This is a genomic window from Vibrio gazogenes (genome assembly GCF_023920225.1).
Lineage (GTDB): Bacteria > Pseudomonadota > Gammaproteobacteria > Enterobacterales > Vibrionaceae > Vibrio > Vibrio gazogenes.
Window position 1 is genome coordinate 696662 of the sequence record NZ_CP092588.1, and the last position, 26775, is coordinate 723436.

Genomic DNA, 26775 nt, shown 5'->3' on the forward strand with positions numbered 1-26775 from the left:
CTGAACGGGTATTGATCGCGGCGCGGGGCATGCCGCTTAGCGATCCTAAGCAAATGACCCGTAACAAAGAGCAAGACTCGTTCAGATGAACCCTCTGGGCAGCATTTGTCGCTCATTTATCCAGCGTTAGGTCATGGTTCATGTAGAGCGCTACACTTCACATGACCTGCCTTGACTCAATGCACGACAAATTGCTGCAAAAAACATCACGAAAGGTCAACAGCCCCTAAGAACTTCTGTAATCTTTAATGATTATTGCACATGTACAATAAACTGATTGAGGGATTCGTCATTCGGCGTGCCATGATAAATCGCAACAGAAACTACAAGAACAGCTTTGAGTGACTGTGTTGTCGGGTGTTGTAACCATTGGCGGATCAGAAAATCTAAAAGATCAGTGCAACCCACCTTATCCATCTCACCCGATAAAATAGCGATATTGAAGTGTCTGTCCTCGTAAGTATTTGCCTAAAAATAAGGCGATAATCTTTTCAATTTACTCAGAATACTGACAACTGTCTCATTCTGCATACAGAATGAATTGACAAGAAAAAACTTCCTTTTAGCATGGGTGTTTTAACCCGATGAGTGCCTTTTATGTCTGATACGACACAATCCCAAGAACCGCAGGTTCAGCTTGACGAACTCTCTCCTGAACTGCGTCAGGTCATTTTATTTGATGATGTTCCTCAAGAAATGTTTACCATGATTGCTTCGATCCATGAAGTCTCGGAAGAAACCGTCAGAGAGGCATGGAATAGTCTGCCAGCGAGTGCGCAAAATATTTTAGACAATTTTGAACAATTTCACGCGCTGATATCGGTCAGTCAGGCTTTTGCCGGTATTGAAACGATGGAAGGAATTGCAGGGATGGACTTACCAGCTTCGATGGACGATCAAGCCAAAGAAGATTATCGGGCACAAATGCTGGATCAAGTGTTATTCAATTGTGTGAAAGATATGGTGAAACAACTGAAAAAAGCGCGACGGGATCCGATTCTGAAGCGTGAATTTATCGAAGTATTTCTAGCGAATTAAACCATCGATATAACCGACTTCGATCAAACGGCAGGTCATTGCACAAGATTGTCCTGCCGTTATCTCGGGTAAACTTCTATTCACATACAAAAACCTGAGAGTCGACTAATGGTAGCCGATTGATTTCGGGCTCTGCAAAATAAAAGCCTTGCATAAATCGGATGCCTGCATGCTTCAGCCAAAGCATTTCTTCTTTCGATTCAATCCCTTCCGCGATGACATCAATACTCAGCTCATTCATCATATTCAACGAATGCTTCAAAATACACTGACGAACCGGATCTTGATGGATGTGACGAATCAGAGACATATCTAACTTGACGATGTCAGTTTGCAAATCAGCAAGTAATCCGAGTCCCGAATATCCGGAACCAAAATCATCAATTGCCGTTTTAAAACCCAAGTTCTGGTATGTTCGGATAATTTCAAGCATCCCGGTAATATCCTCAATCGCCTCAACTTCGGTAAATTCAAAAATGATATTCTCGGTCGGAAATTTAAAGCGTTCTGCAACTTCCAGTGTTGCTTGTAGACATTGCTCAGGATGCAAGATTGCATTCGGTAGAAAATTAATACTCAGGAGCAGATCCAAGCCAAGACGCGACGCATTTTCGATCGCCCTAGCCCGGCACATCTGATCAAATGCGTAACGACTGTCTTTTTTTACCGAAGCAATGATTGTATCGGCATCTTCATCATTCTGACCCCGCACCAGTGCTTCATAGCCAACTATTACATTTTCCTGACAATCCACAATCGGTTGAAATGCTGTTAAAAAGTGTCCCATACGTTGTTCTTCATGATGAGATGAACAGCTGTGCCGCAGATGTTCTAAGGGCTTTGTTTTCATCAATTATCGCCTGCGTCAAAAAATATCCTCATTCTAACCCTAACCTGCTCTTATCGCTGATACAAGTCCCTTTGCTCATACAAACTCATTAACTATCTGATAAACAGACATATACATATATTTTATGATCAATCAGTTTAGCTGTTTCATGGGAATGTGATTTGAATGTTGCCTAATCGTCAGCATATTGACGAAGTAGCATATCATTAGTGATAGAATTAATAACTAATCCCTAATGCTCAAATATAAAGGATGATTAAATCGGATGCGAACAACGAATCTACATTTTTGATATTATTCAAAAAAAATAGCAATTCCAAGCCTTTTCTATGCCGTTATCCTGTCATCTATGTCATACTTTTCAAAAGCTTGTGCTTGGATGACATATGATTTCTAAAATACAATGAAATGATATTTACTCCACATTGAATACATAATTTTTTATTTAATAAGCAGACTTCCACCCATAACCTTCTATAATTATTCGTATCAGTAACCATATTGAGTACTGAATTCTTTGCTAATTTTTAGCCCATGATTATTAAGGATTTTTTTCATGTTTATGAGCCGACAACTAAAATCTGAATTACAAAAAACACAACAACAATTAAATACGTTACAAGGCACGACAGCATCGATTGAAAAACATGTTGCCGTAGTTGAATTTGATATTGATGGCAAGCTGATAAATATCAATGACATTTTTCTGAATACGTTAGGCTACAAACGAGAAGAAGTCCTTGGCAAACATCATTCTATGCTCTGTTTCGATGACTATCGTCACAGCCAAGAATATACTCAATTCTGGAAAAATCTGGCAGCCGGTCAGTCACAACAAGGGACATTCAAACGAAAGAGTAAAAGTGGGCAAAATATCTGGCTAGAAGCGACCTACTTTCCGATCTCCATTGACAATAAAGTGGTGCGGATTATGAAAATTGCCAACGATATCACGGATAAATATGAGGAAAATCAGTCCAGAGAAAGTATCCTCGATGCTTTGAACCGTTCACTGGCAATTATTGAGTTTGAGCCTGACGGACAAATTATTCGTGCGAATAAAAATTTCATGCAGACGATGGGCTATACCCAAGAGCAGCTGAAAGGCAAACATCACCGGATATTCTGTGATGAGACTTTTACCCGCAATAATCCGCACTTCTGGCAAGAACTGGGGCAAGGCCATTTTAAATCCGGTAAGTTTCTCCGGATTTCGAATCATGGCGACCATGTCTGGTTAGAAGCAACATACAATCCGATTATTGATGCGAATGGTAAAGTGACCAAAGTCATTAAGTTTGCATCTGATATTACCCAGCAAGAAAAACGTAATATCGCGATTGCCGAGTCTACCGAGTTAGCTTTCAGTACAGCCGTGGAAACATCCCAAATCGCAAAACAAGGCGCGGATCAACTTGATGAAGCTGTCGAAGTCTCTAAAAAAATCACCAGTCAGGTTCAGGAGACTTCAGAAAAAATTCAATCACTGAATGATAAATCCAAAAGTATCGAGGAAATTGTCGATACGATCCGGGGCATTGCAGAACAAACCAACCTTCTCGCATTAAATGCTGCGATAGAGGCGGCTCGTGCCGGTGAACAGGGACGAGGATTTGCAGTGGTTGCTGATGAAGTGCGCAAGCTTGCGTCTCGGACAGCTCAATCCACGGAAGAAATCGCCAAAGTCGTCAGTGAGACCCATCAACTGATGCTTTCGGCAACTTCGGCGATGTCTGAAGTTAATCAGATTGCCGATGAAGGTATGGATAAAATATCTCAGGTCGCAACCGTGATTGATGAAATTTATCTGGGTGCGGAGAATATTTCCCGCTCGGTCAGTGAGTTAAACGAAAACCTTTAAACCAGCAGCATATCCGAACATCCTGACTATCGTGTCACAGTCACCTCATTCAATGAGGTGACTCTCTTCTGAGCAACATTCCATTTCTCCGGCATGTACCGCACATTAATTCAATATTTTCGAATAGGTTAAGCGAATATTCCTACTTCTTTATTCTTGTTTGCGTCACTAAAATATTTTCCTGTTTACAGTTCACATATTTCCAACTAAACAAGGAATTTATTATGTCTCATGTTCTTGCTCTGAAATCTAGTATTCTTGGTGAATATTCTCAATCCAGTAAACTGCTTGATGCATATCTGGAAAAATTCAACGATGCACAAGTAACGCTCCGTGATCTAGCGGCTAATCCGCTGCCTGTACTCGATTTCTCAGTTGCCACAGCATTGCGTGCCACTGAAGACCTGAGTGATGAACAACAAGCCGTTGTCAATCTTTCGGATCAACTGATTGCTGAAATTAAAGCGGCAGATAAGATTGTGATTGCAGCACCAATGTATAACTTCACCGTCCCGACTCAGTTGAAAAATTGGTTCGATCTGATTGCTCGTGCTGGTGTGACGTTCCAATATACAGAAACCGGTGTGCAAGGTTTGCTTGAGAACAAAAAAGTTGTAGTGATCACCACACGTGGTGGGATTCATCAGGGCAGTTCGACTGATAACGTCACTCCATACCTCAAAACAATTCTGGGTTTCCTTGGTCTGACTGATGTTGAGTTTGCATATGCTGAAGCACTGAACATGGGTGAAGAGTCCGCAGAGCAAGGGCTTGCTGCCGCAAAAGACCAATTGAAAGCAATCGCGGTTTAATTTTCCAAGCCGTCATTTTTTCAGCGAAAAACAGCGCGAATCGAATCGCGCTGTTTTTTTATTCATATCTGAGAAAAGACAAAACTCCCCATAAATACACGAACATATAGAACAATCATCATACCGACGCATTACAAAGTAACTTGTCTTTGAATTCCTGATTCACTGGCAAAATCATCATCATGACTAACCAGAATGAAACCACCACGGTAATCTCGGAGCGCCTGTGCCAGCATAATTTTAGAGTCGAGATCAAGGTGGTTGTCCGGCTCATCAAGAAGTAACATCGGTTGTTCAGGTTGATGGCTGACGATAAGCATCGCTAATTTCATTTTTTCTCCACCGCTAAGCATGGAGCCAAGACGAAATACACTATCACGACGAAAACCAATCCCGGCTAGCAATGTTCTGGCATCGCTCTCTTTTATCCCTTCACACTGTTGTATCAAATTATTCAGCATCGACAACTCAGGCTGAACTGCACCAAAATGCTGGTCAAGATAATACAATGACGTATTCAAGTGCAGCTTCCCTTGCTGGAGCGTGAACTTTCCTAATAAGGTTTTCAACAAGGTTGATTTACCGCACCCGTTTTTGCCCGTCAGATGAATCTTGTCATTAGCATATATTTGAAGCGTGATCGGTTGACGACACCCAAAAGACAATACCCCTTCCAGGAGCGAAACCACTTGATGCAATCGGCTTGTGTTGTCAGACAGATAGAGTTTTTGGCGTTTCACTTGTTCTTTCCTCGCTCTCAACGCCTGTTCTTTCTCATTTAAATGTGCTTGGCGAAGTTGCTCATTTTTATGGAGATTTGATGTACGCGCTGTCGCGCTATCTTTCTTGTAATCAAGTAAGATTTTGGGCTGGCCACCGGCTTTACGCAACTTGTCTCCCTTCGCTGCTCTTTGAGCCGCCTTTTCTCGATTACGCTGAGCTTGTGCTGCCAACTTTTTCTTCTGCTTATCCACACTCACGAGTTGTCGCTCGACGGCTTGTTGCTCGGTACGCATATGTTCAACGTAAACATCGTAGTTCCCACCAAACACGTGTAACCCCTGTCCTGAAAGCTGCCAAATTTCGTCCATTTCACGCAGTAACAATCGCTCATGGCTGATAAGTAAAATCGCACCTTCGAAAACACGTATCGATTCGATTAACCACTGCTTTGCATGAGCGTCAAGATGGTTGGAAGGCTCATCGAGAATCAATAATTCAACGTCACTTGCAAACAACTGCCAAAGCTGCAACCGAGCCAATTGTCCACCGCTCAGTTGAGCACAGGGGAAATCGGGGTCTGCGGGTAATCCCATCTCTCTGAGTTGCCGAGTGAGTCGCATGGATAAATCCCATTGTTCCCCAATCACGTCTAACCAATGTGCTGAACAATCCCCGGATTCAATTTGCTTCAACGCTTTCAGTACATCGTTTTTACCCAAAAACTGTGCGATGGAAAGCCCACCAGATAACAAGTGCGCTGGTTGCTGTCGATATACCGCACATGACAGAGGATACGTGACCGTTCCACTCGACGGTTGTTGCTCACCACTTAAAATCGCAGCGAATATCGATTTGCCGATACCATTACGACCAACCAACCCAACTCGATTTCTACTCATTGAGCATGATAATTGTTGAAACAGCACTTCGCCGTTATCAAAGACTTGGCTAATATTGTGAGCCTGTAATACTGGCATAATTTGCCTCCTGTGTGACAGGGACAACAGCCGTAGCTAGTCAGTATGAGAGATGAAATCCATGCAAAAACACGCTCTGATTCAAGTGTTCAAGTACCAAAATATAATTGCACAGAAATATCGGAAAGTGAGCTACGCCTACTAACCCTGTAAATCCAAAAAAATAAAATAAGAAATGGATGACAGGTTTAGTGATTCATATTGGCGTAATCTCCTCAAGAAGTGATGGGCAAAGACTACTGTATTTTCACTCACCCAGTCAAGACTCACCAATTTGACAAAGCAAGTCTTCAAATAACTTGGGGTGAAGAATGCCCTTCGTTTTCGTTTGGCTCAGTCGCGGGTTTGAGCAGGTATCAGTCCCCTTGAATCAATATTTTGCTAGAAATACCGCAGCTATAGCATGTTAATGATGCCATCAGGATAAAACGGCAGGCTGCCGTTCAAAATATCATCCTCATCAAACCAGCGGACAATAAACCGCGCGCCGTTCGATTCAATCCCGGGAATTTGTTCCCGTTGATAAAACGATCTATCTTTGAATTCTGCCTCGTAGACAAACACGATTTCATGTCCTGCAGTACTATTGGATGTAAAAATATTCTCACTGATCCCCAGCAGTTTCAGATTATCGATTTCCGCCCCGATCTCCTCGAAAGTCTCTCTGCGAGCTGCATCTGTAGACTTCTCGCCAAATTCAATCCCACCCCCGACCGGAATGACATATTTTTCATCCTTCATCGGGTCATACCCTTCGGCGAGTAGAATTCGATGTTTATGTCGGAACAGGCAAACGGCTTTAGCTCGGATATGTCGCATAAGAGACTCTCACTTCAAATCACGGGTGTATAGAGACTTGAAGAATGAGCAATTTAAAGAAAGATAGGGATTTGGCGGGAAATTTTGGGATCTAATGGGATCAAATGATTGGGAAAGCTAGGAATGATAAGGGGTTTGGGCTGAAATAGCTTGAACCCCTTTTTTGTTATTTGGTCTTTCGACAGGTCTTTTATGGTTTGAGCATTCCTATTTAAATCTTGAAAATACGTCTAGCAAAATGAGCACAGAGACTGTTTGTGCAAACGGCGTTTAAACCGCGTTTAAACGTTTAAATTAATCGCCTATGTCTTTGGCTATGTGAACCACTTGGCCTACTACTTCAAACTGGTGCTGCTCGTGTTTCGGAATATCCAGCTTATCGTAGATCGGGTTATCGCTAATCAGTCGCCAGGTGCCTAGGGCACTTTGGTACCTCTTAACGAAAAGCTCATCACCATTTCTGAAAATGTATATGTGCCCGTCTGCGGGTACGTTCCTGCCAGTATGCACAACAAGTGTATCGTTGTTGTGTATGGTTGGCTCCATGCTGTCACCCTTAGCCCATACTATAGCAAGTTCTTTCTCACTGAATCCGCGCCACTTCAACCACTTTCGCCTAAATGCTAAGTACCTGGTCGGTTCTAACTGGTCAGGGTTTAACGCGCCTTGTCCTGCCGAGACTTGTATTCGATATCCTGGTATCAAAACGAAATCTGCAAACGCATCAGGGGCCGTATAGGCACTACGTGGTTCCTGAATTATATCGCCTTGTATTTTCTCACCAGTTGCTAACCATTGGAGCGTGACATCTTCTTTGAGCGAAATTTGGTGCGCTATATTTAGATTTGGAACAGAGCCATTCTTAATATATGCGTTAAGTGTAGATGCACCTATGCCCCAATCTTCTGCTGCTTGCCTAACGCTTCTTCCTCTCATTAGCTTGCTTAATCGTTCTGCTAAAGATCCGTTTATCTCCATAACTATTGGATCTATAGAAGAATTTGAATTGTCTTTAGTCATATTCCATCGAATCCATTGCTGTATCTACGTTTAGTCATCATCCATATGTCCTGAACTAAATTTAGGAAAAAGATCCAAATTTAGTTGTTAACAAGAACTAAGTTTAGATCAAAACTTAAACACATGAACTAAGTGCAGTTATTTAGTGCATGTAATAACCGCAGCATAGTACCAAATTAAGGACAGAAGATGAAAATTAAATCAGATATGCCTTCAGCACTGATTGTTGCGCACCTAAAGATGAAAGGTTTAAGCATTGCAGAATTGTCGCGAATGCATGGCTATCACAGAGGTACGTTAAACAATGCTCTTCGCGCCCCTTGGCCTAAAGGCGAACGCATCATTGCTGATGCGCTAGATATGGAGCCAGAGAATATTTGGCCTACTCGTTATCCAGAGGCGAATAGCAGAGGAGCTGCATGATGTACTTCACTGCAAAAGAGCTTGCAGGGGTGGCAGGTATGCCAAACCTAGAACGAAATTGCTTAACAAAACTGAATAAGTTTATGGAGCAAGAAGGCATTGAACCATCTTTAAAACGCCGAAGAGAAGGTTCTAAAGCTAGTGAGTACCACATCAGCATTTTACCTGTGGTAACACAAACAGCCCTCTATAAAAAAGAAGGCAAAGTCAAAGTCGGTGACTTAGTTCTTGAGTTACCAAAAAAGAAAAGCCAGCAAAGTTACTGTCGTGAGGCGCTTTGGAACCGTTGGAATAAAACCAACAACAAAGCGAAAGATAAGGCTCAGCAATCCCTCAAAGCTGTTCAAGCCGTCTTCGCGTTAAAAAGTAATGGCATCAGTTTGATGGACGCATACCACTCAGTTTCAAAAGAGTATGACGTTCCTTTCTCTACCCTTCGTCGTCACTGTGCGGCTGTGAAAGGTATTGATGAATGCGATTGGGCACCCGCTCTGCTTCCTAAGCAGTTCGAAGCAGCACAAGCACAAACCAAAAAGGCTAAACAATTTGCGTATATCACGCCTGACGCTTGGGAGTTCTTCAAGTCGGACTACCTACGGTCTGAACAACCAGCAATGTCAGCTTGTTACGAACGCCTTAAAGATGCTGCCGATCAGAATGGATGGGAGTACCCAAGCCTTAAAAGCTTGGAGCGTCGTCTGAAACATGAAGTGCCTAAACCACAAATCGTGATGTTGCGACAAGGCGAACACGCATTGCATCAGTTGTATCCACCGCAAGAGCGTACTGTGGAAAGTCTCCACGCGCTGCAATGGATAAACGGCGATGGCTACCAACACAACGTGTTTGTTAAGTGGTTCAACGGTGAAACTCTTCGCCCTAAAACATGGTTCTGGCAAGACGTATACAGCCGCAAGATCGTGGGTTGGCGTTGTGATGTCAGCGAAAACACAGACAGCATTCGCCTTTCATTGATGGACGTTTGCGAGAAGTTCGGTGTGCCAAAAGAAATCACATTGGATAACACACGTGCAGCCGCGAACAAGTGGATGACGGGTGGCGTTCCTAACCGTTACCGCTTCAAAGTTAAAGAAGATGAACCACTCGGCATCATCCCAATGATGAATATCAAGCTGCACTGGTCAAGCGTGATTCTTGGTAAAGGCCATGGTCAGGCAAAACCGATTGAACGTGCGTTTGGTGTGGGCGGTTTAGAAGAGTACATCGACAAACATCCAGCATGTCATGGGGCTTACACGGGTTCAAACCCGATGGCGAAACCAGACAACTACGGCAGCAAAGCAATTGATGCAGAAGTGTTCCTTGAAGCAATAGCCAAAGGCGTCGAAATGTTCAACGCCAAAGCAAACCGCAACACGGAAATTTGCCAAGGCTTTATGAGCTTCAACCAAGCATTCAATGCCAGTTATGAATCTGCGCCTATCCGCAAAGCAACACCTGAGCAATTGCAAATGATGATGCTGCAAGCAGAAGCGGTTCGCGTTTCTAAACACGGCACCATTGTTCTTGATGCTGGCGGAACATTGAAAGGTCGTAAGAACCGTTACCACAACCAAGTGATGATGGACTACGTAGGTCAAAAACTCGTGGCACGTTTCGACCCTTTGAAGCTGCATGAGTCGGTAGAGATTTACACCCTAAACGGTGTGCATATTTGCTCTGCGGAATGTTTAGAAAAAGTAGGCTTTGGCGATACGCAAGCGGCTCGCGAGCACAAGCGTCACCGCACTCAAGCAACCAAAGCACACAAGATTGCTGCGAAAGCACAAACCACCATGGATGCCATCGAACTGGCTGCTTTGATGAAGCCGCTTGAAGAAGAAGTTATTCCTGAAACTAAAGTGGTTGAACCGTTCAGACCTGTGGCGATTGGTAATACAGCCGTTGCCGTTCGTCATGAAGAAGACAGCGAAGAAGACTATGAAGCCGCCTTTGCAAAGAGCGTTGCATCAATGATGGAACAACGCACTAAAAACCGCCTTTAAACCTGATTTAAACGAGGACTAAATATGGACAACGTTGTGGCCTTATCGAAGGCAGAAGTAAAAGAAACCGACATTCTGATGCGCATCAAAAGTGTGTTGGACTCAAAGGTAATTACATCATCACAAATGGCAAAAGAGATCAGCGTTTCTCCTGCTGCTTTGAGTCAGGTTCTTAAAGGCAAATACGCCGCAGACCCAAGCACCATCATTGAAAAGCTTGATAAGTGGTTACGCCTTAGTGACGAAAAGAAAGCAATGCCGAACGTTAACCCTGGCTTTGTAATGACGGAAACCGCAAAGCTCATCACCACCGACCTTACCTATTCGCACGGTGCTGGCGAAATAGTGGCAATTTTTGGTGCTTCTGGTGTGGGTAAATCAGCCACGTTGCGTGAGTACAAGCGCAACAATAACAACGTGTGGATGGTTACAGCCAGCCCAAGCCGTTCAAGCCTTACCGAATGCTTGTATGAAATCGCTATGGAGCTAGGTCTTGATGATGCACCTCGCCGCAAAGGGCCTCTTTCTCGCGTCGTTCGTAACCGCCTTAGAAACAGCGAAGGCTTATTGATTATCGACGAAGCCGATCACCTTGATTACCCAACGCTGGAAGAGCTTCGCATTCTTCAGGAAGAAACAGAAATTGGCATGGTGCTAGTGGGTAACAACAAGGTTTACACCCAGCTTACTGGTGGTCGTCGCAATGAAGACTTTGCTCGTCTGTTCTCTCGTATCGCTAAGAAACGCGGCCTAAATAAAACCCGTATTGCTGATGTTCGAGCCATTGCTCAAGCGTGGGAAATCAAAAGCGAAAAAGAAATGAATCTGATGGTGCAAATCAGTGAGCGCCCAGGTGGTCTGCGTCTGCTTACCAAAACTCTGAAATTGGCGGCGATGTTTGCCAACAACAACCCGATTACAGAGAAGGTACTGCGCCAAGCGTTTAACGAACTAGAAACCAATGAGTGAGGTGTGTGGTGTCTTTTAAATCAAATGTTACATGTGATGGAAACCGTTGTTATTCAACATGCGAGTTAGATACCAACGACCCAGCACAAGCAGAAATTGAGTATTACGCGCTTCAGGATAGAGGTTGGCTGATCGCATTCAATGATGACTACGACTATTGCCCGAAATGCAAGCCTATCGTTTTGGCTGAAATGGAAGATGAGGCTAACAACGTCGAGTCAGGAGAATGAGCATGGCTAGAACTAAATACAGCTACAGGGGCATTGATGGTTTAAAGGCTATTGCAGCGAAGTACGGCATTAACCCAGAAACGCTTAGGCAGCGAATCGTAAACCAAGGCATGAGTATCACTGCTGCCATCAATGCTGGCGATGGTCGTTTCTCCCAAAAAGAAGCGCGTGAGAAACGCAAAGTTAACTATCACTTACCACGTCAACAAGTAGGCATTAAGCACCCTGATTTATTAAGCCAAACATGGAAATTGGCACTCGGTATAGGAGCACCGCAATGATGAATCCACACGAAAAACAAATGGCACTTATCACCGCACGAGGCCGACTTGTTTTAGCTAATTGTTTTATTTTGCGCGTGAACTATGCACCTGCAATCCCTGTTATTGAGATTACCAACCCTTCAGAGAAGCTGAAAAAGAAAGCTGTCGCTGTGATGGAAATGCGCCACGGAACGTTGAACAAAATGTATGTGGCTCGTTTCTCTAAGTGTCTGGTTCGTTGGTGGTCTGGCGAATGCCAGCAATACGTTGGAAACACGGTGATCAACTCTGAAGAGGATGAGCACGAACTAAGAACTATGAGGAAATTAGCATGAAAAAAGCAAAAGTAATCATCACGATTCTTGAGAATCAAGATCAGAAAATCGAAATCCGCTGCCAATGCCAAGATGGCTCATCAAAAGCTCTCAATTCAATGGCTCTGGATATCGCAAAAGATTTAGCTCCAGTAGTTCAAAACACTATCCAAAACATGAATTTTAAGAAGAAGGGTTTAATCAATGTCCACTAACGAAACCATCAGCAAAGAAACATACATCGAAGTTTTGGAATCTCAACACGAGCACCTAGAAAAGAGTGTTGCTGCTGCAAAAGAAGACTTATTCGCTATTGAGTGTGCGATTGAAGATCTTGATGCGAAAGACTTTGACGAAGTTGAGGTTACAGGAACAGACGGTGTTTATAAATTCCAAATCGTGGAGAAGAAGTAATGATTACCACAACCCAACCACAAGAAGGCTTTCGTTTTAACTCACTTGGTCACCAAGTGCCAGAAAGCCAAATCAAAGACATCGACAAACTGCGTGATGAAGTTGTCATGGGCATTGTAGCGAAAGCGAAAGAAGCACAAACCATGATGGCGCAATTCAAAGGCGAAGCCATGGCAGAAGTGGCTGACTTCGTAGACCTAAGCTCAGCCGAGTTTGATGTGAAGTATGGCGGCACCAAAGGCAACGTTACGCTTTTGTCGTTCGATGGCAAATACAAAGTCCAACGTTCTATTGGCGAGCACCGTGTGTTTGATGAGCGCATTCAGGCCGCAAAGGCAAAGATTGATGAGTGCATTACCCGTTGGTCAGAAGGTTCTAATGACCACATCAAAGCACTGGTTGAGCTTTCCTTCCGCGTCAACAAACAAGGTCACATTGATGTGAACCAAGTGCTCTCACTGCGTCAGTTAAACATTGATGACCCTGACTGGTTAGAAGCGATGGATGCCATTGCAGACTCAATGCGCGTAGTGGGTAAAACACCATACCTGCGTATTTACGAACGCCAAGGCGACGGGCAATACAAACAAATCGCTCTCGATATCGCCAAGCTCTAAGGAGCATTTATGCAAATCGAGACTCGTTATGGAAAGGTCTACTTAACCCACCATGCATCAGATAGATGGGTTGAGAGAACGGGACGAAGTCTTGAGGAATTGGTTGCTGCTATTCGCTGTTCAGTCAGACCAACGAAGCAGCAACTCAACAGGATAAATAAGCGCACCAGAGGGAAAGAACTCAAGCGCGTTCTGGAATGCGATGTCGCTTATTTCATCCTTTGCAAACAAGTCATCGTCACTGTTTACCAAAAGGGAAAGCATATGCAAAACGAACTGCAACGATCATTCACCACACCACACACCTACAACGCACTTGAGCGCGAAATTGAAATGGCTGAAGCGTTGGTGGAAACCCAAGGAACCGCGTTTCCAGATGGCACATTGGAAGAAGGTTTTATTGCTGGAATCAAGTTTGTGCTGTGCCGTGAAGGTTCCTGTATCCGTGATGCCTACGAGGAAATGATGGATGGCAAAGACACCGAAGGTGAAGCCGCCTAGCAACAAGTTGATTGCCCACATCATGCATCACAAGCGATGCACTCAAGAGGATGCACTCAAGAGGATGCAGAAACCTGGGCAGATAGATACTGCGGGGATTGGCGGAATACGCCTATCCCCAAAGCCAAACGAATTTATTCAATTTCAAGTGATGAGAAGGAATGGGACGAATGAAAGAGAAGATTTTAGACAAAATCAAAAAGCTATTAAGGCTAGCTGCATCAAGCAATCCAAACGAAGCAGCATTGGCGTTGTCTCGCGCTCAAAAGTTAATGCAAGAGCATGGCATTCAAAGTGACACACCAGAGCTTGCGGGTGTTAATGAGCAAGTTATAGATGCCATGTCGAAAGCCAAAACTCCAACTAAATATTTTGGAATGTTAGCGCACTCAATAGCCAAAGCTTTTGGTTGTGAATATTACCTACAGCCCACCTTCACAAATATGGGCGTTGTTTTTATTGGTCATGATGAACGACCAAAAATCGCTGGGTATGTTTTCGCTGTTCTAGAACGACAACTGATGAAAGCGCGAAAGGAGTTTATTGAAAGCCTTAGCTCACGAATGAAAAAGCAAAACAAAACCAAGCGTGCTGACCAGTTTTGTGAAGGTTGGTGTATTGGGGTTTACAGAAAGATTGAGCAATTTGCTCTATCAGACAAAGAGCAACAAGAGATCCAAACGTTCAAGCAAAGCATTGATGACCTTTCATCATGCAATGCCCGTGAAGCAAAAGGTTCTGGCGTAGCGGCGGATGAATCCAAAAGGAAAGGTTATGCAGCAGCTAGAGATGTGACGCTCAACCACGGCGTTAGCGGCAATGAAACCATGAAGCTTGGAGCAGCACTATGAAACTCACCCGTTGCCCTGTGTGCCATAGCCAAATCAGTCTTGATGCTTTAGTAGCTGATGATTCAGGTCGTGAGCTGCTGGCTAAAGTTGCAAGCCTGCCTGATTTCGTTGCGCGTCCAATGCTGGAGTATTTGGGTTTGTTCCGTCCTGCGAAGTCTGACCTATCGCTAAGCAGAACATTGCGCTTGCTAACTGAAGTCACAGATGAGTTCCGCGCCGATCATATACTGGCTTCCGCTTTGGTTGAGTGCGTGAACAAGCTGCGTGAGAAACGTATCCAGTACAGCGACACCAAACCACTGGCTAACCACAACTACCTGAAACAGGTTTACCAGACTACGGCTGTGCGTAACAACGTCGCAGTTAAAGCCACCTCCGTTTCGGGAGAAAAACAGGAAACGACCAAACCGGATGATAGCGATTGGTACATCCAACAAGCTAAGCGAATGCAAGCAGCAGGACAAGATCCACTTGGCGAGCAAAGCGCTATTGCTGCCAAGCTGCGTGAATTGGGATGGAAACCAGAGTAAGCGAAACAAGCAAGGTTCGCCTTGCTTGTCTGCCTAGCGTGGTTGCTAGGTACTGATGAGCAGCCAAGGGAGAAAGACTATGTTCTTCGGTGAATATACTCCATTGCTAAGCCAACAGTTGTTACAACGCCGCTTGGCGAATGGTAAAGCACGGATTGATCCAGAAGTCGGTTTAGAAAAGTATTGCACCCACTGTGGCGAATACTGGCCTCAAGACACTTTGTTTTGGACACCTCTCGCCAGTAGGCCAGATGGTTTGCAAGACTGGTGTAAAGCCTGCCGTTCTGAAGAAGCGAGTGCTGCTCACAGAGCAAAGAAAGCGGCATAGGAGGATTTATGTTAATAGACGTCGATAACTACCAGGAAATAGAAACGGTTGGGCAATTAATTGAAGTGCTATCTGGTTTTAATCCAGAGTTGCCACTTTCATGTGAGCTTGAGTCGTCGGTTTCAGTGTCATTAATGGCAGACTATGAAACCAAAGAAGTTGAACACGTAGAAATTTCTGGCGGGATAACTTTATGAGTAACCTACTCAAACTCGTTCAAATCGGTAAGCGTGAACTGGCTTTGGATGATGACATGTATCGAGACATGCTTCAGCAAACAGTTGGTCAACGCAGCTCAAAGAACCTTAGCCAATGGCAGCTTTCTAAAGTTCTCGATCACATGAAAGCGTTGGGCTTTAAACCAAAACCTAAACCAGCAGCAAAAACACAAGTAAGATTACCAGAATGTAAAAAGATTCTGGCTATTTGGATCACTATGCGCAAGCAAGGTTTTATCAAGAACGCCAGTGATGCTGCTCTCGACGCTTTCGTCAAACGTATGACTAGCCAAATCAACGGAGGTCAGGGTATTGAAAAACTTAACTGGTTGAAATCTGAGGACGCTTACCATGTTCTCGAAGCATTAAAACGCTGGCATTATCGTGTGATGAAAGAAGCAATTCTTGCTGCTGGCGGACGCATACCGTCAAATGATGACTGCACGGGTCCTGCTGGATATGGTAAGTTGGCGGAATATTATCAAGATTTTATAAGGAAATGATTATGGGTATTTTAATAGGTCTTCTTATTGCGATTATCGGCGCGATTCCACTATACAAACTCGCTCAAAAAGTGGGTGTGAAGATTGGCGGTTTTGGCGTTGCTATGATGATTCTGTTTCCATTTATTCAGATATTCGTTTTGTATTACTTGGCTTTCAAAGAACGCGGTGAAGAAGTTAACCCTGCTTTCGTAACCACGGCAGAAGAGAAAGCGAGAAACGCTCAAGACTGGAACAAATAACAAACACCACCTAATCACCATAGCTGCTGTTGTATAGTACGAACACCTCCCACGCGGAGGTGTTTTTGTATCTGTGGGAGGGGAAATGAGCACACGAACTGACAAAGAAGACAACCTTGAGCTGTTTGGTTATGGTGAAGTGAATCTTGATGAAGTGGCAAAGATTGTTGATGATGAAGAATCACGTTGGCCTGAAGCTATGCGTCAGCTCTATTCAATGTTCCGTGATGAACTGGAAAAGGCTGGAGCAGACCAACGCCTATCTATAAGCCTGTTGAACCGTATTTGCCGTGAGTTTGGTGGCGTTCAACTCTACTTGCCTCGTGGTCGCCAACTTGAATCTGAGATTCAAAACTTACTGATTTGGCATGAATTCACAGGCAACAATGTTGAGCAGTTATCAAGAAAATACGACAAGAGTATGCAACACATTTACCGTGTTATTGCTAAGATGCGCCATAGAGAAGTTAAGAAGAGACAGCCTGATTTATTCTAGGAGCGTGTATGAGCATGACCAATAAAGATGATTTTAACCAAGCCTTTGAGCACTTTGCCGATATGTTTGAAATTCCAAAGGGTGAACGCTCTAAGATGAAGAAGATCCTTTTTACCCACATTAACGAGAAGAGAACGGCAATCAAATCGCTGCTTGATGAACTAGGTAATCAGTGGAACAACGCGAAGCTACAAGAGATTCTCATCAAGCGTGGTGAGCGTTCTCCTTACGCAAAAGAACAGCTAGGTTTATTTTCGTCTAAAGTAATCAGTCTTTCTTATACAAATAGAATGTTTAGAGATGCGCACTTGATGCCATATCAGAAAATAGAACGAGGCTCATCAAACATAGAGTGCCCAATACACACTCAATATCATGGTGATGTTTTTGAAGTTGACAGCGACTTTTGGCGAGTTCATCCTGTTGGCCAACATGTCGATTGTTACTGTTCAGTTCGCACTATCAGCAAGTCAGAATACAACAATTAGGGTTAATTAACCTAACTTCCACACCAGAAGCACAATCAGTTCAATATCAATGATTAAGAATTGGTTGTGCTATGAAAACTCTCACTCTCCATCGTAACTATTTCCCTCATGGGGTTTTTTCTTATCTGTGTGATGAGAATGGAAACGCCATGCTCAAAGCTATTGAGCGCCCTTGGAAAAACAATGCACCTGGTATTTCCTGCATTCCTGAAGGCACCTACGATCTCATTCCTCATAACAGCCCTAAGTTTGGTTCTTGCTACGCATTGGAAGCGCCTGAACTTGGCGTGACGATTTTCGGTCCATCCCTTCGCACTCACATTCTTATCCATCCTGCAAACCGAGTTTCTGAACTGGAAGGCTGTATCGCGCTAGGCTCTGACTTTGGTGTGGTCAGTAATGAATGGGCGGTGGTGAGTTCTCGTAATGCTATCGACTACTTCATGGCTCACCTAGCTGGCGAACGAGCCAAGCTGGTTATCAAACGAGCTTAACCATGGGCAGACTCTACAACTGGCAATTCGCCAAACAACAAGGCAAAGCCAAACGCCTTGAAGCAGAAATGAACGCCTTAACCAAAGGCGTTCCGGTGCCAGCTAAACCACCTCTATTCAGTCACGATGCCACGCTGCAAAGTCATTTCAATATCGCTTGGCAGCGTGTTTCTCAATGCGAAATCAATATGCATGTAGGCAAAGCACGAACGCCGCAAGCTTCAGACCTAATCGAAAACATAAAGGAATTTAGAGAATGTCACTTTCCGTCATAGCTGGCGTTGCTTCGCTGGCACTTGAATATGGCCCTGCTGCCATCCGTGGGATCTCTTCTTTGTTTGGTGGCAGCGAAACTGCCGACAAAGTGGCAGACGCCGTTGAAAAAGCGGATGCCATGTTCGGTGCGACCAAAGAGCAGAAAGAGCTCGCTGTTACCCGTGAACTCCAGAACCTGCCGCCTGAAGCGTTGATTGAGCTTGAGAAAATTAAGGTCGAACTGGAAAAGCAAAAGACCCGCCGCCAAGAGCTGGAGCTTAACGACAAGCAAGCTGAGCACAGCGAAACGCAAACCACCATCCGCAATGGTGATAACGCGCAAGATGAGTACGTTCGTCAGACTCGCCCAAAAATGGCGCGTCAGTCGTTTGCTCTGATGGTGCTTTACATCGTCGGCATGGAAGTTCTCAAAGCAATGAACTTCGGCACAGGTGCTGATACCTATCTCGCACTCACTATTGCTACTCCTGCTTTTGCTTATCTTGGCTTACGTACCGTTGATGGTTTCGCGCCTTATTCAAAGTCCAGCGGTGACAAAGTTGCTGGCGTAATCGGAAGCGTGATCAAGGGGCGTAAATGACCGACCTATTCGATAAAGCCCAAGAGCTAGAGCAACGTCAACGTGACCAGGCATTAGCTAACCAATTGCACCGCACGGTAGAAAAGCCAGATGAAGATAAAGAAGGAATTCGATACTGCCTAGATTGTGGCATCGACATACCTCAACAGCGATTAGAAGCAGAACCGAACGCAGTGCGCTGCGTGCCTTGTCAGTCTAGGAAGGAACATTGATGGAATTGGATTGGGTAAAAGCATGGTGGCCTATTGTTTGGGCTGGCGTTTTGACTGTCGTTCAAGTGATTCAGATCTTGCTGTCCAAAACCTACGCCCGTCGTGAGGAAGTGGAAAAAGTGAGACGAGATATGGATGAACTCAAAGCTCAGGTTGATGCAATGCCAACCCGTGAAGAAATGACCAAGCTGACGCTTGAGCTTTCTGAAGCTCGTGGAGATATGAAAGAACTACGAGCGCATATTCAACCCGTGGAGCACTTAGCTCAACTGCTGCTAGAGCAGCGTTTAAATGAAAATAAATAGAGGTTCAAATGTCATTTAAAGACCTTTTAAAAGAAGACCAGCGCCTAGTTATCCTGCGTTCTCTTCATGAAATGGATGGCATGTCAGCGAATGAATCCATCTTAGATTCATGCCTTGATGCCTATGGTCACAGAGTAAGCCGTGACGTGGTTCGTACTCATATGGCTTGGTTAGCTGAACAAGACTTGATCTCCATCCGTGAATTGGATGATTTCAAAATCGCCACGCTTACTGGTCGCGGTGAAGATGTTGCGACAGGCCAAGCCGTTGTTCCTGGTGTGAAACGCCCACGAGCTAAATAAGGTTTACTCATGAAGCAAACAGCTAACCGAAAATCAAAAGTAAACCTGCTACCTGAAGAGATTCGCCAAACGCTCAACGCCTTCATTCGAAATGGCAGCATGACGCAGAAAGACATCCTTGCAGAAATCAATCAGATGATTGATGAAGCGGGTCTTCCTGAAGATGTGAAACTCAGCCGAACTGGGTTCAATCGCTACGCCAAGAAAATGGAAGAGATGGGTATGCGAATGCGGCAAGCTCGCGAGGTAGCCGAAGTGTGGACAGCCAAGCTTGGTGATGCGCCCGTTTCTGATGTCGGTAAGTTGCTGCAAGAGTTCGTGAGAACCATGGCGTTTGAAACCTCTATGCGAATGATGGAAGAAGCGGAAGAAAACCAAGAAGTCATTCCACCAAAAGCCCTCAACCAGTTGGCTCTTGTCTCGCAGCGTATTGAGCAGGCAGCGATGACAAGCCAGAAAGTAGAGCGAGAAATTCGCGCTGCGTTTGCTGCTGAAGCCGCAGATAAAGCAGAGAAGATTGTTAAGCAAGCAGGTCTTACTGCTGCTACAGCGGAAGAAATAAAAAGACAAATCTTAGGGATCGCATCATGAAGAAGCCAAACATACTCCAGTATTTTGCCTACCAACAGTTACCACCACAACTTCAGGTTGTTTCTAAACCGTTTGGTGAGTTGGCTAACAAGATGGTTGAAGAGCTACCAGAGAACGAAGAAAGCCATATGGCTTTGCGTAAGCTGCTTGAATCAAAAGACTGTGCCGTTCGGGCGATGGCTTACAAGTCATGAGCATTTTATCTCTTGCTGTGTATGCACTTCTTATTGGCCTTGCTGTTGTAGCAGGGCTGTTTGTTTGGTCGGTTTGGTTCATCTACCAACTGAGCCTTGAGTCCGAGGAATGGGATGATGACTGCTGAAGTAACTGCGAAGAAAAAGCTACAACGTCAAAGTGAAAAAGCCATTCTCTCTGGTGAATTCAGAGAAGAGGATGTTCTGCTCGCATATCAAAAACGTTGGATAGCTGATGACTCAGATCTAAAGATTGCGGAGAAAAGCCGACGAACGGGTTTGACTTGGGGTGAAGCTGCTCTCTCAGCTTTGGAGGCTGCAAAGTCGGTAGAAGCTGGCGGTGATGATACTTTCTATGTTGGCTCCACTAAAGATATGGCTCGCGAGTTTATTGATGCTGTAGCTATGTGGGCGAAGGCTTATAGCTGTGCGGCAGAAGATGTTCAGGAAGAAGTTTTAAAAGATGATGACAAAGACATCCTTACTTATGTCATTAACTTTGCATCCGGGCATAAAGTAAAAGCCCTATCAAGTAATCCTTCTAACCTACGTGGTATGCAGGGTCGAGTTGTTATTGACGAAGCAGCTTTCCATGAGCGCTTAGCCGAGGTGTTAAAAGCAGCGTTGGCTCTTACCATGTGGGGGTCAAAGGTTTGTTTGATCTCTACTCACAATGGTATTGAAAACTTATTTAATACCCTGATTCAAGATAGTCGTGCAGGTAAAAAGCGTTACTCGATCCATACCGTTGATATCGATACAGCATGTGAAGAAGGTCTCTACAAACGTATCTGCCAAGTTAAGAAAAAGGAATGGACGCAGGAAGCGGAAGACGAGTGGAAAGCTAATCTTCTCAAAGACACGGCAACCGAAGAAGACGCACTGGAAGAATATTACTGTGTGCCTAAGAACGGTGGCGGTGCTTACATTAGCCGAAGCCTACGTGAACGCGCTGCGTGTTTGGATGTGCCTGTTATTCGCTTCAAAGGAACTCAAGCATTCAATGATGCTGGCGAAGGTGAGCGGATGCGCGAGATGCAGGAGTGGCTGGTTGAAAACGTGGGTCCATTATTGCAAGCACTGCCACAAGAACTGCGTCATTCACTCGGTGAAGACTTTGCGCGTAATGGTGACTTAACGGTCTTCGCACCCTTTACCGTTCAGGACAGCACCAAGCGCACCGTTCCGTTCCTGGTCGAACTGTCTAAGGTTCCGTTCAAGCAGCAAGAGCAAGCGCTTTTTTATATCTGTGATCGCCTACCTCGTCGTGATGGTATCAAGCTGGATGCGCGTGGTAATGGTCAGTACTTAGCCGAGCAAGCTAAGTACCGCTATGGCGAAGAGGTAGAAGAAGTGATGCTGTCTGTCGCTTACTACCGCGAGAACATGCCGCGCTTTAAAGCGGCCTTTGAAGATGACGAAATCAAACTGCCTAAGCATGAGGATGTGATCACCGACTTAGGCCAGATACAAATCTATCGCGGTGTTCCTGGTATCGATGACAGCCGAACCAAAGGCAGTGATGGTAACAAGCGCCACGGTGATAGCGCGGTGGCAATCTTCCTAGGTTACTTGGCATCAAAAGAAGATATCACCCGTTACGAACTGCACACCATACGCCCAAGCACCGACGATAATCAGCGCCGCTTCTTCGGCACTGCAAAAGAAAACAACCGATTTGACGATATGCCGCGCACCGATATTCGCGGCAAAGGGATTCGACTATGAGTATTCAACTTCTCGATCAATACGGCAAACCAATCCAAGCCGACAAGAAAAAGCTGACTGAAGATATTGCCCGTGCCTATACCACTGGCGTTCGTAATCCACGACCACCGAGTGTGGCCTCCACGCTCACGCCTGCGCGTCTGGCTGGCATTCTTCGCAGTGTGATTGATGGCAACGACCCTGAAGCGTACATGACGCTGGCTGAAGAAATGGAAGAGCGAGACTTGCACTACGCGGCGCAGCTCCGCACACGTAAGCTTGCGGTTGCCGCGATTGAGCCAAGTGTTGAAGCGTACAGCGATGAGAAAGCCGATGTTGAAATGGCAGAGCGCGTTCGCGACCTAATGAGTGACGATGCCATCCCTGAATTGTTCTTTGATTTGCTGGACGGTTTAGGCAAAGGGATCGCGGTAGTTCAAATACTATGGCAAACCAAAAGCTCACCGTGGAAACCCTTCGACTACAAATGGGTAGACCCTCGTTACCTGCGCCAAAACCAAGAGACACTGGAAGACATTCTGCTGATTAGTGAAGAGGCTCCCAACGGTGCTCCGCTAGTGCCATACAAGTTTATGATCCATACGCCTCGTTCTAAATCTGGCAGCGTATGGCGCAATGGCTTGGCGCGTTTGGTGGCGGTGATGTACATGCTGAAATCATTCACGGTGCGTGATTGGTGGGCATTTGCTGAAGTGTTTGGTATTCCCGTTCGTGTTGGTAAGTATGGCGCGAACGCCACGGTAGATGATATTCAAACCTTAGTGAATGCCATTGGCTCTATCGCCAGTGATGCAGGTGCGGTTATCCCTGAATCCATGAAGATTGAGATGATTGAAACCGCCAAAGGTAACGGCGGTAACACCCTGTTCGAAAACATGGTTCGCTGGTGTGATGAACAAATCTCCAAAGCTGTGCTTGGGCAAACCATGACGGCAGACAATGGCAGCTCACAAGCGCAAGCGAACGTGCACAACGAAGTGCGTTTAGATATTGCGGCTTGGGATGCGCGTCAGCTTGAATCTTGTATCAATGAATACTTAGTTAAGCCGTTCATCATTTTAAACTGGGGTATGCAAGAGCATTACCCGAAAGTGAAAGTCAAAGTCTCTAACCCTGAAGACTTGAAAGCATTTGCAGACAGCATTACGCCATTCATTGATCGCGGCATGAAAGTCTCTGCTTCAGAGGTTCGCGACAAGTTCGGTGTTGAAGACCCAGCAAAGAACGACGAGCTGCTTCTTCCGATTAACCAAGTCGCCATGCAGAACGTTCAAACTGAGGTTGGATTGAACCGTCGTGTCGATAACCAAGCCATTGCGTTCAACCGCATTGCAACGACGAACGAAAGCGAAATGGATGCAATGACCAACCAAGCAATGAGCGAATGGGAACAAGTTGCGGAAGACTTCATGAACCCTGTTCAGAAACTGGCGCAAGAGTCTGATAGTTACGAGACGTTTCTGGCTGGTCTTCCAGCCCTGCAAGAAGAGCTTGGTGCAGAGCAGTTCGTGGAGCAGATGGCAACGTACATGTTTCAGGCTCGTGGGTTAGGAGATGCTCGCGATGCCTGAGAACATCGTCCCTAAAGAGGCGCTGAACTGGTTCAAGCGAAAAGGCATTAAGCCGGGCTTTGACTATCGCGATGTGTGGAAGGAAGAACACAACAACGCGTTCTCCGTTGCCAAGATGCTCAATGCCGATTTGCTGGTTGATGTAAAAGCCATGGTTGAACAGGCCATTGAAGAAGGTCAAACCTTCCAACAGTTTCGTGAAATACTCAAACCGCTGCTGGTGAAGTCTGGTTGGTGGGGAGTTCAGGAGATGGTTGACCCAACAACGGGCGATTCAAAGCCTGTTCAACTGGGCAGTGAAGGACGTTTAAAGACCATTTACAAAACCAATATGCGTACCGCTCGCGCTGCTGGTCAGTGGGAACGAATAGAACGTACCAAGCGCGTGATGCCTTATTTGCTTTATCAGCTTGGACCATCAATGGAGCACAGGCTCGACCATGTAAAATGGAAAGACTTGCTGCTGTCAGTAGACGATTCTTGGTGGGCTTCTCACATGCCGCCAAATGGTTGGGGTTGTAAGTGCTGGATTCGTCAGGTGTCGAAAGTGGAAGCAGACAAACTGATTGCTGAAGGCAAGGTTTCAACCTCTGCACCAAATGGCGGGACTAAGCAGTGGGTAAACAAGCGCACGGGTGAAGTTGAAGTGTTACCAGAAGGTATTGAACCAGGTTGGAATTACAACCCAGGGAAATCTCGCCAAACAGCCTTAGCGGATGACCTAGCTAAAAAAGAACAGCGAATGCGTGAAACGCTCTCTAATGGCTCTTAAGTATCTCACGGCTATAAAGTTACTCTGAAAAAAGTTTAAATCAATCTGACGCGATTTAAACGGGTTTTAAAAATGGTTTGACTCACTATTTCAGGTTGGTGTTAGCGTTTTGCTTGCCAACCTCGTTTTTTCTCGTCATCCTGATCGCGCATTTCCCTCTCCAAATTATCTCCCTGTTTTGAGCAATCCGCGTTATTTCGGCTGATTAAAGCCAATCGATCATTCTTAACTCCGCAATATCAATTTTCCATACCAACCAACGAAACGGAGGTTGCTATGTAACGTTTAACTCGCGGAGTGATACATGACAAAAGCAGCAATGACAGCACTGTGTTTTAGCATGGACAAAGCTGTGCAAGTGGAATCAGAGACTGGCATTTGGTTGCCATTGGTTCCTGCTGGTCTGTTTCAAGGCGTCGATGGTCGCATGTGGAATAACAGCAACCCTGATGCAGTTGTTTCAAGCTTTACCAAAAAGCGTCCCTTCGATGTAGAACACTCTACCCATATCAAAGCACCACAAGGCGACCCTGCACCTGCGGCTGGTTGGATTACTAAAGTTGAAAACCGAGATGGTGAAATCTGGGGTTACACCGAATGGAACAGCAAAGGCCAAGCTTATATTGATGGTCAAGAGTATGCGTTCTATTCCCCTGCATTTAGTTATTTGAAAGACGGCACTGTCATTGCTCTGCAAAGTGTCGGCTTAACTAACGATCCAAATCTGGATGTTCCAGCTCTTAATCATAAAGAGGAAACAGCAATGCCACTTGCATTAGTGATTCGTCAAGCACTTGGTCTGGGCGAGAACGCCACAGAACAAGATGCCGTCACCGCGATCAACTCTCTCAATCAAGAGAAAACTGTCGCACTTAACCGAGCCAATACGATTGACCTTGAAAAGGCTGTGCCGAAAGAGACACACCAGCTCGCGCTTAATCGTGCTGAAACTGCGGAAGCAGCACTCAAAGCAATTCAAGACAAAGAGATTGAAGCTCTGGTTCAGTCTGGTGTTGATGCTGGAAAGGTTTCACCAGCGAACAAAGAAATGTTCATTGGCATGTGTCGTCAAGAAGGTGGCATTGAGCAGTTCAACAAGTTCATCGAAAGCGCTCCTCAGATTGCGACGAACTCGCAAACTAAGCCGCCAAAGCAACCTTCAAAACCTACTGAAGGTGGTGAGTTGACGGCTGACGAACTCGCGCTGTGTCAACGTATGAATGTGTCACCGGAAAGCTGGAAAGCTAACCGTCACCACAAAATCACCTATTAATTGGAGTAAACGAAAATGCCATTAACTGAAGCTCAAGTTATTGAAGCTCTGACGGTTGGCAGTAATGCTGCCTTTACTGAAGGCTTAGGTACTGTCGAACCACAGTGGAACAAGATTGCTTCCAAAGTTCCTAGCTCTGGCAGCGGTGAAAACTACGGTTGGTTAAAAGACTTACCTGGTATTAAAGAATGGGTCGGTGATCGCCAGTTGGTTGAGCTTGGCTCTCATGGCTATGCAATCCCTAACGTGACTTACGAAGCATCTATCAAAATCAAACGTGAAGATATTGAAGATGACAAGATTGGTAAGTATGCGGTCTTGGCTAAAGGCTGGGGTCGTGAGTCTGCCATCTTCCCTGATGAAAACTGCTTTGGTTTGCTCGCGCTTGGTTTTGAAACGCTCTGTTATGACGGTCAGAACTACTTTGATACAGATCACCCAGTTGGCAATGAAGCTGCGGACGTGTTCTCAAATATCATCGGTGATCCACTGGACGACCTACCGCCTTGGTTCTTGATTGATGATTCTCAAATCTTGCTGCCGATTCTTTTCCAAGACCGTAAGCCTCTGAAACTAGAGTTCGTAGGTGCAGCGTCTGAGTATGCGTGGTTCAACAACATGGTTGCTCAAGGCGTGGATGGTCGTGCTGGTTTTGGCTTCTCGTTCCCTCACATTGCGGTTGGTTCAAAGTCAGTTCTTGATGAAGCAAACTTCGAAGCTGGCACTTTGGCGCTAGCAAGCATGAAGAAATCGAACGATAAGCCAGCCGGAACTATGGCAAAAGTATTGGTTGTTGGTCCTAAAAACGCCTCTGCTGCTCGCAAGATTATTGCTCGTGAGTACTTAGCAAATGGCGAAACCAATATCTACTACAACAACGTCAAGCTGGTTGTTTCACCGTTCTTGAAATAAAGCGTAAAGGCTCATCAGCTTAACTGCGATGACGGGCTGGCGGTGTTCATTCACCGCCACGTTAAGGAGTAA

General features: G+C 45.2%; 38 protein-coding genes and 1 other RNA gene. 35 read left to right on the top strand and 4 right to left on the bottom strand.

Features of this window, described 5'->3' with window-relative positions:
• The first annotated feature begins 597 nt into the window (after positions 1-597).
• Positions 598-1038, top strand: a complete 441-nt coding sequence (locus MKS89_RS18660; RefSeq protein ID WP_072961892.1) for a DUF3069 domain-containing protein — start codon at positions 598-600, stop codon at positions 1036-1038.
• A gap of 76 nt (positions 1039-1114) precedes the next feature.
• On the opposite strand, the gene MKS89_RS18665 is transcribed toward MKS89_RS18660, so the two are convergent.
• A complete protein-coding gene (locus tag MKS89_RS18665) occupies positions 1115-1888 on the bottom strand; it encodes an EAL domain-containing protein (protein WP_072961895.1) in 774 nt (257 codons plus the stop codon).
• Between the two features lie 562 nt (positions 1889-2450).
• Here MKS89_RS18665 and MKS89_RS20915 point away from each other — a divergent pair.
• Positions 2451-3749, top strand: a complete 1299-nt coding sequence (locus MKS89_RS20915) for a methyl-accepting chemotaxis protein (RefSeq protein WP_278247359.1) — start codon at positions 2451-2453, stop codon at positions 3747-3749.
• Positions 3750-3973: 224 nt separating this feature from the next.
• A complete protein-coding gene (locus tag MKS89_RS18680; protein ID WP_072961901.1) occupies positions 3974-4561 on the top strand; it encodes an FMN-dependent NADH-azoreductase in 588 nt (195 codons plus the stop codon).
• A 131-nt stretch (positions 4562-4692) separates the two neighbouring features.
• Here MKS89_RS18680 and MKS89_RS18685 read toward each other — a convergent pair whose 3' ends face one another.
• The 3 genes from MKS89_RS18685 to MKS89_RS18695 all read right to left on the bottom strand — a co-directional run bounded on the left by MKS89_RS18685 (position 4693) and on the right by MKS89_RS18695 (position 8100).
• On the bottom strand, positions 4693-6261 hold the full coding sequence (locus tag MKS89_RS18685) for an ATP-binding cassette domain-containing protein (RefSeq protein WP_072961903.1): 1569 nt from the start codon (positions 6259-6261) through the stop codon (positions 4693-4695).
• 396 nt (positions 6262-6657) lie between these two features.
• A complete protein-coding gene (locus tag MKS89_RS18690; RefSeq protein ID WP_072961905.1) occupies positions 6658-7080 on the bottom strand; it encodes an NUDIX hydrolase in 423 nt (140 codons plus the stop codon).
• Between the two features lie 294 nt (positions 7081-7374).
• The gene (locus MKS89_RS18695) at positions 7375-8100 is read right to left on the bottom strand and encodes a LexA family transcriptional regulator (protein WP_072961907.1); all 726 of its coding nucleotides are present in this window, start codon (positions 8098-8100) and stop codon (positions 7375-7377) included.
• Between the two features lie 189 nt (positions 8101-8289).
• Between MKS89_RS18695 and MKS89_RS18700 the strand changes: the two genes are divergently transcribed.
• The 32 genes from MKS89_RS18700 to MKS89_RS18855 all read left to right on the top strand — a co-directional run bounded on the left by MKS89_RS18700 (position 8290) and on the right by MKS89_RS18855 (position 26703).
• The gene (locus tag MKS89_RS18700) at positions 8290-8523 is read left to right on the top strand and encodes a helix-turn-helix domain-containing protein (protein ID WP_072961909.1); all 234 of its coding nucleotides are present in this window, start codon (positions 8290-8292) and stop codon (positions 8521-8523) included.
• On the top strand, positions 8520-10529 hold the full coding sequence (locus tag MKS89_RS18705) for a transposase domain-containing protein (protein WP_423229174.1): 2010 nt from the start codon (positions 8520-8522) through the stop codon (positions 10527-10529). Before MKS89_RS18700 ends, MKS89_RS18705 begins: the two co-directional genes overlap by 4 nt.
• Positions 10530-10553: 24 nt before the next feature.
• On the top strand, positions 10554-11498 hold the full coding sequence (locus MKS89_RS18710; RefSeq protein ID WP_072961915.1) for an AAA family ATPase: 945 nt from the start codon (positions 10554-10556) through the stop codon (positions 11496-11498).
• An 8-nt stretch (positions 11499-11506) separates the two neighbouring features.
• Entirely contained in the window at positions 11507-11728 is a 222-nt protein-coding gene (locus tag MKS89_RS18715) for a hypothetical protein (RefSeq protein ID WP_131814933.1), read from the top strand.
• A 2-nt stretch (positions 11729-11730) separates the two neighbouring features.
• Positions 11731-12009: a hypothetical protein gene (locus tag MKS89_RS18720; protein WP_072961920.1), complete on the top strand. Its 279-nt coding sequence runs from the start codon at positions 11731-11733 to the stop codon at positions 12007-12009.
• Complete coding sequence (locus MKS89_RS18725) at positions 12006-12326, top strand: hypothetical protein (RefSeq protein ID WP_205409109.1); 321 nt, start codon at positions 12006-12008, stop codon at positions 12324-12326. The genes MKS89_RS18720 and MKS89_RS18725 overlap by 4 nt, the downstream gene beginning before the upstream one ends.
• On the top strand, positions 12323-12520 hold the full coding sequence (locus MKS89_RS18730; RefSeq protein ID WP_072961923.1) for a hypothetical protein: 198 nt from the start codon (positions 12323-12325) through the stop codon (positions 12518-12520). Before MKS89_RS18725 ends, MKS89_RS18730 begins: the two co-directional genes overlap by 4 nt.
• Entirely contained in the window at positions 12510-12719 is a 210-nt protein-coding gene (locus MKS89_RS18735; protein WP_072961924.1) for a hypothetical protein, read from the top strand. The genes MKS89_RS18730 and MKS89_RS18735 overlap by 11 nt, the downstream gene beginning before the upstream one ends.
• Positions 12720-12721: 2 nt before the next feature.
• Positions 12722-13336 carry a DUF3164 family protein gene (locus tag MKS89_RS18740; RefSeq protein ID WP_205409110.1) on the top strand — a complete coding sequence of 205 codons (615 nt, stop codon included), beginning with the start codon at positions 12722-12724 and terminating at the stop codon, positions 13334-13336.
• A gap of 9 nt (positions 13337-13345) precedes the next feature.
• Complete coding sequence (locus MKS89_RS18745) at positions 13346-13837, top strand: hypothetical protein (protein WP_235862463.1); 492 nt, start codon at positions 13346-13348, stop codon at positions 13835-13837.
• Positions 13838-14007: 170 nt separating this feature from the next.
• Positions 14008-14688: a DUF2786 domain-containing protein gene (locus tag MKS89_RS18750; RefSeq protein ID WP_077316242.1), complete on the top strand. Its 681-nt coding sequence runs from the start codon at positions 14008-14010 to the stop codon at positions 14686-14688.
• Between the two features lie 17 nt (positions 14689-14705).
• Entirely contained in the window at positions 14706-15218 is a 513-nt protein-coding gene (locus MKS89_RS18755) for an HI_1489 N-terminal domain-containing protein (RefSeq protein WP_235862464.1), read from the top strand.
• An RNA gene (locus MKS89_RS18760) (hammerhead ribozyme type II) lies at positions 15217-15287 on the top strand. The genes MKS89_RS18755 and MKS89_RS18760 overlap by 2 nt, the downstream gene beginning before the upstream one ends.
• A 10-nt stretch (positions 15288-15297) precedes the next feature.
• Positions 15298-15546, top strand: a complete 249-nt coding sequence (locus tag MKS89_RS18765) for a hypothetical protein (protein ID WP_072961938.1) — start codon at positions 15298-15300, stop codon at positions 15544-15546.
• 8 nt (positions 15547-15554) lie between these two features.
• Positions 15555-15743 carry a hypothetical protein gene (locus MKS89_RS18770; RefSeq protein WP_072961941.1) on the top strand — a complete coding sequence of 63 codons (189 nt, stop codon included), beginning with the start codon at positions 15555-15557 and terminating at the stop codon, positions 15741-15743.
• Entirely contained in the window at positions 15740-16267 is a 528-nt protein-coding gene (locus tag MKS89_RS18775) for a gp16 family protein (RefSeq protein WP_072961944.1), read from the top strand. Before MKS89_RS18770 ends, MKS89_RS18775 begins: the two co-directional genes overlap by 4 nt.
• 2 nt (positions 16268-16269) lie before the next feature.
• Positions 16270-16509, top strand: a complete 240-nt coding sequence (locus MKS89_RS18780) for a hypothetical protein (RefSeq protein ID WP_235862465.1) — start codon at positions 16270-16272, stop codon at positions 16507-16509.
• A gap of 85 nt (positions 16510-16594) precedes the next feature.
• Complete coding sequence (locus tag MKS89_RS18785; protein WP_072961948.1) at positions 16595-17005, top strand: Mor transcription activator family protein; 411 nt, start codon at positions 16595-16597, stop codon at positions 17003-17005.
• 8 nt (positions 17006-17013) lie between these two features.
• Positions 17014-17493 (top strand): putative phage head morphogenesis protein, encoded by a 480-nt coding sequence (locus MKS89_RS18790; RefSeq protein ID WP_077316243.1) that lies wholly within the window; start codon positions 17014-17016, stop codon positions 17491-17493.
• A gap of 71 nt (positions 17494-17564) precedes the next feature.
• Complete coding sequence (locus MKS89_RS18795; protein ID WP_072961951.1) at positions 17565-17987, top strand: DUF5675 family protein; 423 nt, start codon at positions 17565-17567, stop codon at positions 17985-17987.
• A gap of 2 nt (positions 17988-17989) precedes the next feature.
• Complete coding sequence (locus MKS89_RS18800) at positions 17990-18262, top strand: hypothetical protein (protein WP_072961952.1); 273 nt, start codon at positions 17990-17992, stop codon at positions 18260-18262.
• On the top strand, positions 18244-18843 hold the full coding sequence (locus MKS89_RS18805; RefSeq protein ID WP_072961954.1) for a hypothetical protein: 600 nt from the start codon (positions 18244-18246) through the stop codon (positions 18841-18843). The genes MKS89_RS18800 and MKS89_RS18805 overlap by 19 nt, the downstream gene beginning before the upstream one ends.
• Positions 18840-19055 carry a TraR/DksA C4-type zinc finger protein gene (locus tag MKS89_RS18810; protein WP_072961955.1) on the top strand — a complete coding sequence of 72 codons (216 nt, stop codon included), beginning with the start codon at positions 18840-18842 and terminating at the stop codon, positions 19053-19055. The genes MKS89_RS18805 and MKS89_RS18810 overlap by 4 nt, the downstream gene beginning before the upstream one ends.
• Positions 19055-19360 (top strand): DUF2730 family protein, encoded by a 306-nt coding sequence (locus tag MKS89_RS18815; RefSeq protein ID WP_072961957.1) that lies wholly within the window; start codon positions 19055-19057, stop codon positions 19358-19360. Before MKS89_RS18810 ends, MKS89_RS18815 begins: the two co-directional genes overlap by 1 nt.
• 8 nt (positions 19361-19368) lie before the next feature.
• On the top strand, positions 19369-19662 hold the full coding sequence (locus MKS89_RS18820; protein ID WP_072961959.1) for a VpaChn25_0724 family phage protein: 294 nt from the start codon (positions 19369-19371) through the stop codon (positions 19660-19662).
• A 9-nt stretch (positions 19663-19671) separates the two neighbouring features.
• A complete protein-coding gene (locus MKS89_RS18825) occupies positions 19672-20253 on the top strand; it encodes a DUF3486 family protein (RefSeq protein WP_072961960.1) in 582 nt (193 codons plus the stop codon).
• Positions 20250-20447: a hypothetical protein gene (locus MKS89_RS18830; RefSeq protein WP_072961963.1), complete on the top strand. Its 198-nt coding sequence runs from the start codon at positions 20250-20252 to the stop codon at positions 20445-20447. The genes MKS89_RS18825 and MKS89_RS18830 overlap by 4 nt, the downstream gene beginning before the upstream one ends.
• Positions 20448-20561: 114 nt before the next feature.
• Entirely contained in the window at positions 20562-22175 is a 1614-nt protein-coding gene (locus MKS89_RS18835; protein ID WP_072961965.1) for a terminase large subunit domain-containing protein, read from the top strand.
• Complete coding sequence (locus MKS89_RS18840; RefSeq protein ID WP_072961968.1) at positions 22172-23746, top strand: DUF935 domain-containing protein; 1575 nt, start codon at positions 22172-22174, stop codon at positions 23744-23746. Before MKS89_RS18835 ends, MKS89_RS18840 begins: the two co-directional genes overlap by 4 nt.
• Positions 23739-24518: a phage head morphogenesis protein gene (locus tag MKS89_RS18845; RefSeq protein ID WP_072961970.1), complete on the top strand. Its 780-nt coding sequence runs from the start codon at positions 23739-23741 to the stop codon at positions 24516-24518. The genes MKS89_RS18840 and MKS89_RS18845 overlap by 8 nt, the downstream gene beginning before the upstream one ends.
• Positions 24519-24822: 304 nt before the next feature.
• Positions 24823-25791: a phage protease gene (locus MKS89_RS18850; RefSeq protein WP_072961972.1), complete on the top strand. Its 969-nt coding sequence runs from the start codon at positions 24823-24825 to the stop codon at positions 25789-25791.
• Positions 25792-25806: 15 nt separating this feature from the next.
• Entirely contained in the window at positions 25807-26703 is an 897-nt protein-coding gene (locus MKS89_RS18855; protein WP_072961975.1) for a Mu-like prophage major head subunit gpT family protein, read from the top strand.
• Positions 26704-26775: the final 72 nt, after the last annotated feature.